Annotated in this window: 7 protein-coding genes, 1 tRNA gene and 2 pseudogenes; 9 read left to right on the plus strand and 1 reads right to left on the minus strand. The window is 70.8% G+C overall.

Annotated features, from left to right (window positions below):
• The 4 genes and pseudogenes from KS423_RS30790 to KS423_RS30805 all read left to right on the plus strand — a co-directional run.
• A pseudogene (locus KS423_RS30790) lies at positions 1-378 on the plus strand (hypothetical protein); the annotation flags it as partial.
• Positions 379-477: 99 nt separating this feature from the next.
• Positions 478-1,875, plus strand: a complete 1,398-nt coding sequence (locus KS423_RS30795) for a S8 family serine peptidase (RefSeq protein ID WP_224283055.1) — start codon at positions 478-480, stop codon at positions 1,873-1,875.
• Between the two features lie 72 nt (positions 1,876-1,947).
• Positions 1,948-3,246 (plus strand): S8 family serine peptidase, encoded by a 1,299-nt coding sequence (locus KS423_RS30800; protein WP_224283056.1) that lies wholly within the window; start codon positions 1,948-1,950, stop codon positions 3,244-3,246.
• A 147-nt stretch (positions 3,247-3,393) separates the two neighbouring features.
• Positions 3,394-4,728, plus strand: a complete 1,335-nt coding sequence (locus KS423_RS30805; RefSeq protein ID WP_224283057.1) for an MFS transporter — start codon at positions 3,394-3,396, stop codon at positions 4,726-4,728.
• A gap of 12 nt (positions 4,729-4,740) precedes the next feature.
• On the opposite strand, the gene KS423_RS30810 is transcribed toward KS423_RS30805, so the two are convergent.
• Positions 4,741-5,337, minus strand: a complete 597-nt coding sequence (locus KS423_RS30810) for a flavodoxin family protein (RefSeq protein WP_224283058.1) — start codon at positions 5,335-5,337, stop codon at positions 4,741-4,743.
• A gap of 166 nt (positions 5,338-5,503) precedes the next feature.
• On the opposite strand from KS423_RS30810, the gene KS423_RS30815 reads away from it, so the two are divergent.
• The 5 genes and pseudogenes from KS423_RS30815 to KS423_RS30835 form a co-directional block, all read left to right on the plus strand.
• Complete coding sequence (locus tag KS423_RS30815; RefSeq protein WP_224283059.1) at positions 5,504-5,938, plus strand: helix-turn-helix domain-containing protein; 435 nt, start codon at positions 5,504-5,506, stop codon at positions 5,936-5,938.
• A 97-nt stretch (positions 5,939-6,035) separates the two neighbouring features.
• Positions 6,036-6,111 (plus strand) — tRNA-Thr (locus tag KS423_RS30820).
• Positions 6,112-6,281: 170 nt separating this feature from the next.
• Complete coding sequence (locus KS423_RS30825) at positions 6,282-6,950, plus strand: response regulator transcription factor (RefSeq protein ID WP_224283060.1); 669 nt, start codon at positions 6,282-6,284, stop codon at positions 6,948-6,950.
• A gap of 231 nt (positions 6,951-7,181) precedes the next feature.
• The gene (galE, locus tag KS423_RS30830) at positions 7,182-8,144 is read left to right on the plus strand and encodes a UDP-glucose 4-epimerase GalE (protein WP_224283061.1); all 963 of its coding nucleotides are present in this window, start codon (positions 7,182-7,184) and stop codon (positions 8,142-8,144) included.
• Positions 8,145-8,466: 322 nt separating this feature from the next.
• A pseudogene (locus KS423_RS30835) lies at positions 8,467-8,620 on the plus strand (DNA-binding response regulator); the annotation flags it as partial.

Raw genomic sequence — 8,620 nt, forward strand, 5'->3', positions numbered from 1 at the left:
GGCCGGGTCGGTGGGCCCGGCGGCATGGGCGGCGGCATGCACCCCGGCATGGGCGGCGCTCATGGTGGCGCGGTCGGGGCCGGTGGCGGCTCGCGTGGCCGGGGCCTGGCCTCGACCACCGGCGGGACGGTCGGCGGTCGCAAGGGGCCGACCGCGAGCGGGGAGTTCACGCCCGGTGGTACCGGCCTGCGCAACCGCGCGGCGGGTGCTGCCGAGGGCGGTGCGCAGTCCAGGCAGAACGGCATGATGGCCCCCGGGACGGCGGGCCACGGTGGCCGGAACGAGCGCGACCGCCGCAAGCGGGCCGACTACCTGCACGAGGACGAGGAGACCTGGACGAGCGGTACGCCGCACAGCAACCCGGACGTGATTGAGTAGGACGGCAATGACTGCCCGGCCACTGGGCTTCCCCAGTGGCCGGGCAGGCTTGTTCGGGGCGCGCTTCCCGGTCGACGGATAGATTGACGAGGAGTTGTGATGGGGCGGACGAACGCGCGAGCGCGTTGGCGGGTTGCTGCTGCGGCGCTTCTGGCGGCGGGAATCGTGGTTGGCCCGGTCGCAGCACCCGCGGTCGCGGACGGCTCGATTCGCGAAAAGCAGTGGCATCTGGATTCCATGCGCGCATCGGAGATGTGGAAGGTTTCCAAGGGGCAGGGGATCACGGTTGCCGTCATCGACGGTGGTTTCAAGCTGGATCATCCGGATCTCGTGGGGCAATTTTTGCCGGGTAAAGACTTCAGTGGCGGATCCGGTGGGGTAGGGGCCTATGCTGATGGCCACGGAACCGAGATGTCCAGCTTGATCGCTGGAACCGGTAAGAGCGTTGGCGGGACAGGCGCTTACGGCCTGGCCCCGGGTGTGAAGATTCTTCCGCTTAAGATCAATAATGGGTCTGTCTCGGCGGCTCTTCCGTCCGACTTCCTTTCTCAGGTCGGCCAGGCGGTAAATTATGCGGTTGACCAGGGCGCAAAGGTAATCAATATCTCGCAGGGTATGGATGCCGCCAGGTTCTCATCGGAGGATGTGGGAAGCCTGACCCGAATCCTCGCGGGGGCAAGGTCCAAGGGGGTTCTGGTGGTTGCGAGCGTTGGGAACGAGGCGCAGGCGGGGAATCCGGTGTCGTATCCGGGTGGGTTGCCCAACGTTGTCGGTGTCGGAGCTGTCGATCACGGAGCTACAGTGACCGCGGAATCCGAGAAGGGTCCGCAGGTGGTCCTTGCTGCTCCCGGCATGGATATCGTTGCGGCCTGCACTGCGGATACCGGATATTGTCAGAGTCACGGGACATCGGATGCTGCCGCCCTGGTATCGGCCTCGGCTGCGTTGGTTTGGTCGGTGCATCAGGACTGGACCGCGAATCAGGTTTTGCGGGTCCTCATCAATACGGCGGGAAAGCCGCAGGACGGGTCTGTTCGCAACGATCTCATCGGTTATGGCGCTGTGCGTCCGCGTATCGCGTTGACGGATCCTGGGGATCCTGGTCCGGCGAACGTGTCGCCGCTTCCAGCTGACGCGGCTACGCCGTCGGCGGCTCCGTCGCCTTCGGCGAGCGCGTCAGCTCCCGCGTCTTCGGCGCCGAGCCCGGTTGGGAGCCCGACCGATGTGGCAGCGGGCGCGCCGTCGGCGCAGCCGGTGGCGGAGAAGCCGTCGGGTTCGAGCAGCACGTTGCCGATCGTGGCGGGTGTGGCGGCCGGGCTGGTGTTGATGGCCGGTGTGGTGTTCGCCGTGGTGCGGCATCGGCGGAAGTCGGCCGAGCAGCCTGAGGCGGCCCAGGTGCCGCCGGTGCCGTCGCAGCAGTCGATGGGGGCGGTGCCGCCGCCTCCGCCGTCGTATCAGCCGCCGGTGCCGCCGGGAGACAACCCGTACGCGAGGTAGTTCAAGTTGTTGGGGGATCGCAGGATGTGGGCTCGTCGGTTCGCGGCCATTGGGGCTGTGAGCCTGTGTGTGGTGGGGACTGCGACGACGCCGGCTGTAGCCGAAGACACGATTCGGCAGCAGCAGTGGCATCTGGAGGCGATGCACGCCTCGGAGATGTGGAAGGTCACCAAGGGACAGGGCGTCACTGTCGCGGTCATCGACAGCGGGTTCAAACTGGATCACCCCGACCTGGAGGGGCAGTTCCTGCCGGGCAAGGACTTCAGTGGGAGCCCCGGTGGTGTGGGGACCTTCGCGGACGGCCATGGTACGGGTATGTCCAGCCTCATCGCTGGGACCGGCAAGGGGAACGCGGGGACGGGGGCACTGGGTCTGGCTCCTGGCGTCAAGATCCTCCCGTTGAAGATCAACACTGGAAAAGTCGAGTCGCTCGTTTCAACCGACTTCCTGGATCAGATCGGTCAGGCCGTCAATTACGCTGTTGACCAAGATGCAAAGGTTATCAACATTTCACAAGGGATCGGTGCGGTAACGGCTTTCCCGGCGGATGTGGCGAAATTTAACGGGGTCATCGCGGCGGCCAGGGGGAAGGGGGTTTTGATATTTGCCGCCGTCGGAAACGAAGCCGAGAAGGGGAATCCGGTCGAGTACCCTGGCGCGCTCCCCGGGGTGGTTGGCGTCGGAGCTTCGGATCGAAATGCCACTGTTACGGCGGAGTCCGAACGTGGCCCGCAAGTGGTATTTGTCGCGCCTGGCATGGACATGATCGCGGCCTGCACCTCGTCCACGGGCTACTGCAAGAGTCACGGGACGTCTGACTCGACCGCCATGGTGTCGGCCTCGGCGGCATTGGTGTGGTCGTTGCACCCGGACTGGACGGGGAATCAGATCCTGCGGGTGCTCATCAATACCGCGGGGAAGGCGAATGACGGGTCCGGTCGCAATGACCTCATCGGCTACGGCGCGGTGCGGCCGCGTATTGCACTGACGGACCCGGGCGACCCCGGTCCGGCGAACGTGTCGCCGCTTCCGGCCGACGTGGCTACGCCGTCGGCGGCCCTGTCCCCTGCAGCGAGTGCGCCTGCTTCCGTGTCGGCGGCACCGACTCCCGCCGAGAGCCCGACCGATGTGGCGGTTGCTCCGCCGTCGGCCCAGCCGAAGGCGGACGGGGCGTCGGGTTCGAGCATAACGCTGCCGATCGTGGCAGGTGTGGTGGCCGGGCTGGTGCTGCTGGCCGGTGCGGTGTTCGCCGTGGTGTGGCGTCGGCGGAAGCCGGTCGTACAGCCGGCGGTTCACGTCCCGCCGCTTCCTCCGCCTCCGCCGTCGTACCAGCCGCCGGTGCCGCCGGAGGAGAACCCGTACGCGAGGTAGTCGCGTCCGCGAGCCGATGACATGTGTGGGGGCGTCAGGGGGGCCTGGCGCCCTCGCGCATGTCGGGGGCGTGGGGCGGCGTTTGTGCGCCTCGGTCACTCGGGTGGCGGATGGTGGGGGTGGGGCGGGGTGGCGAGGGTTGGTGGTATGGATGCGGAGGGTGCTTGGCAGGTCGGGCAGGTGCGGCGGGCGGCGGCTGCGGCGCTGATCGGGACGGCGATCGAGTTCTACGACTTCTTCATTTACGGGACGGCGGCCGCGTTGGTGTTCGGGCCGGTGTTCTTTCCCGGGCTGGGCACGGTGGGGGCGCTGTTGGCGGCGTTCTCGGTGTACGCGGTGGCGTTCCTGGCCCGGCCGGTGGGGGCGGTGGTGTTCGGGCACTTCGGGGACCGGGTGGGGCGGAAGGCGACGCTGGTGGTGTCGTTGCTGCTGATGGGGCTGGCGACGGCGGCGGTGGGGCTGTTGCCGGGGTTCGGGGTGTGGGGGTGGTGGGCGCCGGCGGCGCTGGTGGTGCTGCGGGTGTGTCAGGGCGTCGGGTTGGGCGGCGAGTGGGGCGGGGCGGCGCTGCTGATCGCGGAGAACGCGCCGCCCGGGCGGCGGGGCCGGTACGGGGGGTTTCTGCAACTGGGGCCGACGATCGGGTTCGTGCTGGCGAACGGGGTGTTCCTGGCGCTTCAACTCGGCCTGGACGAAGGGGCGTTCCGTGCGTGGGGCTGGCGGGTGCCGTTCCTGGCCTCGTTCGTCATGGTCGTGGTGGGGCTGTTCGTCCGGTTGCGGGTCGAGGAGTCGCCGCTGTTCCGGACGGAGGAGCGCCGGGAGCGGCTGCCGGTGCTGGAGGTGCTGCGCGAGCACTGGCGCCCGGTGTTGGCCGGCAGCGGGGCGATCACCGTGGGGTACGCGCTGTTCTACCTGACCACGACGTACGCGCTGGCGTACGCGACCACCGGGCTCGGGGTGGCGAGCACGCTGGTGCTGTCGATGCTGCTGGCCGGCGCGGTGGGCATGGCCGTGACGGTGTGGCTGAGCGCCTCGCACAGTGACCGGTGGGGGCGGCGGCGGACCCTGGGGTGGGCGACGGGCCTGGCCGCGGTCTGGTCGCTGGTGTTGTTCCCGCTGCTGGAGACGGTGAGCCGGCCGCTCATGTTCGGTGCGCTGGCGGGGGCGATGGTGGTGCTGGGCTGCCTGTTCGGGCCGCTGGCGGCGTTCCTGCCGGAGCTGTTCCCGACCCGGGTGCGCTACACGGGCGCGGCGCTGACGTACAACCTGGGCGGGGTGGTCGGCGGGGCGACGACGCCGTTGGTGGCCACCCGGCTGACCGCGGCGTACGGGACGGCGCAGCCGGTGGGCTGGTACCTGGCGGTGCTGGGCGTGCTGGCCCTGGCGTGCCTGCGGATGCTGCCGGAGAACACCGGTGCGGAGCTCGGGTCGGTGGACGGCGGACGCCGCCGGGCGCCCCGGCTGGGGGCGGACCCGGCGGCGTAGGTGTGCGGGGGTTCAGCCGGCCAGTGCGGCGCGGCCGGCGAGCACGACGGCGGTGTGCCGGGCGACGCGCTCGCCCAGGTACTCGGCGGTGGCGATGTCGGCCTTGTGGACGGCCTCCGGGCCGGCGTCGGACGGGGACGAGGCGGCGGCACCGTTGAAGAAGCCGAGCCGGTTGAGGTCGTTCTCGGAGGCGGTGGTGGCGTTCCAGCCGGGCTTGAGGCCGAGGTTGACCCAGCTCATGCCGTGCTGGGCGGCGAGGGTCTGGAAGAAGGCGAGGGTGCTCGCCTTGTCGCCGCTCTTGGACGCGGAGTTGGTGAAGCCGGCCGCGATCTTGTCCTTCCAGGCGTCGGTGAACCAGCGCTTGCTGGTGGCCTCGGCGAAGACGTGGAAGGCGCCGGAGGCGGTGCCCATGTAGGTGGGGGAGCCGAAGACGATCGCGTCGGCGGCGTCCAGCTGGGCCCACTGCTCCTCGGTGATGGTGTCGACGGCGATCGGGAGGACCTCGGCACCTGCGGCGGCGGCGCCACGGGCGACGGCCTCGGCTATCACGGCGGTGTGGCCGTAGCCGGAGTGGTAGGCGAGGGCGACGGTCGGACGGATGGCGGTCATGCGGGACTCCAGGGGGACGGGCGTGGGCCGGCGGGCGGGCAGGGTCTGGACGGGGCCGGCGCACAGCGGTGGTCCGCGGCCCCGACCTCGATCGGTCTCCAATATAGACCAGGTCTCTGTCGGTTACCAAGGCTGGATTGGAGACCTTGGGGGCTACCCTGGATCCATGACGACGGAGGAAGCGGCCCGGGTGCGGGCCGGACAGCCCGCGGAGCGGGAAGTGCCGGACGGGCAGGAGTACGACGTGTTCGCCCGGCTCTGCCCCAGTCGCGACGTGTTCGCCGAGCTGGCCGACAAGTGGTCGATGCTGATCCTGATGAGCCTCCTCGGGTGCGGGCCGCAGCGCTTCTCCGAACTCCAGCGCGGGGTCGGCGGGGTCAGCCGCAAGATGCTCACCCAGTCACTGCGCAACCTGGAGCGCAGCGGCCTGGTGCTCCGTACGGTCTTTCCGGAGACGCCGCCGCGGGTGGTCTACGACCTGCTGCCGCTCGGCCGCGAGCTGGCCGAGCTGCTCGCGCCGGTCGGCCGGTGGACGGAGCGCCACGCAGGCCGGATGGTGGCGGCCCGCGAGGAGTTCGACGCGGCGCACGCCGAGGGCTGAGAGTGCGGGAGCGGGCGGACGGGGGTCGATTTCCCTTCCGGGCCCGGGGCCGTGTAATGTCTTCCTTGTTCGACCGGCCCGGTGAAAAGCCCGGCAAGCCCCTATAGCTCAGTCGGTAGAGCGTCTCCATGGTAAGGAGAAGGTCTGCGGTTCGATTCCGCATGGGGGCTCCATCGAAAGACCCCCGCCTCACGGCGGGGGTCTTTCGCGTTCCCCGGCCGGTTCCGTACCGCCGACACGCCACGGCCTAGCGGGTCGGGTACGGAATGCGCTGTGATGGTGCGTCATCGGCCGCCCGCCCGAGGGGTGCGGGCGCGAGCCGGACCCCGACCGGGAGGGCGTCATGGGTGTTCGACTCGTGGTGGTGGACGACCACCGGCTGCTGGCGGAGGCGCTGGCCACCGCACTTCAGCTGCGCGGCCACCGGGTGCTCGCGGTCGGTTCCCCGGCCGGCGTCGCCGCCGACCTGGTGGTCGGACGGCGGCCCGAGGTGTGCCTGCTGGGGGTGGCGGCGCCGGGGGAGGCGGGTGCCTTCGACGGGCTGCGCCGGATTCGTCGCGAGCGCCCCGAGGTGGCCGTGATCGTGCTCGGCCCGGTGGGCGAACTGCGTGGAGTGGCGGGGGCGTTCGCGGCCGGCGCGGCCGGGTACGTGCCCAGCGACGAGCGGATCGAGGTGGTCGAGCGGGCCATCGGGCGGGCGCGCGCGGGCGAAGCCGCGGTCGCGGTGGACATCCTGCGGGGGGCCTTCGACCAACTGCTGCGCCCCGCGGCCGAGCCGGACGACGAGGCCGTGCGGTTGCTGCGGCTGCTGACCCGCCGTGAGGTGCAGGTGCTGGCCCGGATCGCGGACGGCGAGGACACCGCGGCGATCGCCGCCGGGATGCGGATCGCCGCCAGCACCGCCCGGACGCATGTCCAGCGGGTGCTGATGAAGCTCGGTGCGCGGACCCGCCTGGAGGCGGCGGCGGTGGCGGCGCGCACCGGTCTGCTGGAGCGGATGGCCGGGGGCTGAGGGGTCGACGGAAGGAGCCGACGGACAGGCCTGGTGGACAGGACCGATGGACAGGGCCGGCGGACAGGGCCCCGGGATGGCGCCGGGTGTCCGACGGCTGGGGACCTGGCGAGAAGGCCGGAAGCCGTGGTCCGGAGCACCCCGGTGGGATTGGGAGAATGACCAGTCGTACGCATTCCGTCGATGGCTTCCGCCCGACCGGGCGGACCGTCGTTCGCTGGAGGTCGCAACATGAGTAAGTACCTGGTCACGGGTGGCGCCGGCTACGTCGGCAGTGTGGTGGCCGCCCACCTGCTGGAGGCGGGGCACCAGGTGACCGTCCTGGACGATCTCTCCACCGGTTTCCGCGAGGGTGTCCCGGCCGGTGCCGAGTTCGTCGAGGGCCGGATCCAGCAGGCCGACAAGGTGCTGGACGGTTCCTTCGACGGCGTGCTGCACTTCGCCGCCTCCTCGCAGGTCGGCGAGTCGGTCGCGGACCCGGAGAAGTACTGGCGCAACAACGTGGCCGGCTCGCTGGAGCTGATCAGCGCGATGCGCGCGGCGGGCGTGCGCAAGCTGGTCTTCTCCTCCACCGCCGCCACGTACGGCGAGCCGGAGGCCGTGCCGATCGCCGAGACCGCCCGTACCGCGCCGACCAACACCTACGGCGCCACCAAGCTCGCGGTGGACCACCTGATCACCAGTGAGGCCGTCGCGCACGGCCTGGCCGCCGTCTCGCTGCGCTACTTCAACGTGGCCGGTGCGTACGGTGCGTACGGTGAGCGGCACGACCCCGAGTCGCACCTGATCCCGCTGGTCTTCCAGGCCGCGCTGGGGCAGCGTCCGCACATCGCGGTGTACGGCGACGACTACCCGACCCCGGACGGCACCTGCATCCGCGACTACATCCACGTCGCCGACCTGGCCGAGGCGCACCTGCTGGCGCTGGACGCGGCCAAGCCGGGCGAGCACCTGATCTGCAACCTGGGCAACGGCAGCGGCTTCTCGGTGCGCGAGGTGATCGAGTCGGTCAAGCGCGTCACCGGCCGGGAGATCCCGGTGCAGGTCGCCGGCCGCCGGGCCGGCGACCCGGCGGTGCTGGTGGCCTCGGCCGCCCGTGCCCACGAGACGCTGGGCTGGACCCCGCGCCGTCCGAACCTGGACGAGATCGTTGCCGACGCCTGGACGTTCACCCTGGCGAAGAACGGCCAGTGAGCAACGGCCGCTGAGGAAGGGCCGGTTGGGGAACCGGTAGGCCCGACCGCCCGCGGTGTCGCTCCCGGAACCTCCGGGAGCGACGCCTGCGGCAGGCGGTCCGACGGTTCAAGTCCCGTCACTCACGCATCTTCTGACGAAACTTCACCGAATCGCCACGAGCGCGTTTCCCGCCCCGTAGGCTGAGTGCGGTACCGGTGGGGGCCGGCGCCCTTTCGGCCTCACCGGCCGCCGGTGGGCGGGCGGAACGGCGGGTCCGGAACGCGGATGCCGGACCAGTCCCCGCCCCCGGGCTCGGGCGGTGTGAGCAGGGGGAGGGACGATGGGGCGGATTCGCGTCCTGGTGGTCGACGACCACCGGATCTTCGCCGAGGCGCTGGCGGCGGCGCTGGCCGCCGAGCCGGACGTGGAGGTGGGGGCGGCCGGCAGTGCCGCCGCCGCCGAGCGGGCCTTGGAACGCGCGGCCGGCGAGGGCC

Source organism: Streptomyces sp. LS1784 (assembly GCF_020103755.1).
Taxonomy (GTDB): domain Bacteria; phylum Actinomycetota; class Actinomycetes; order Streptomycetales; family Streptomycetaceae; genus Kitasatospora.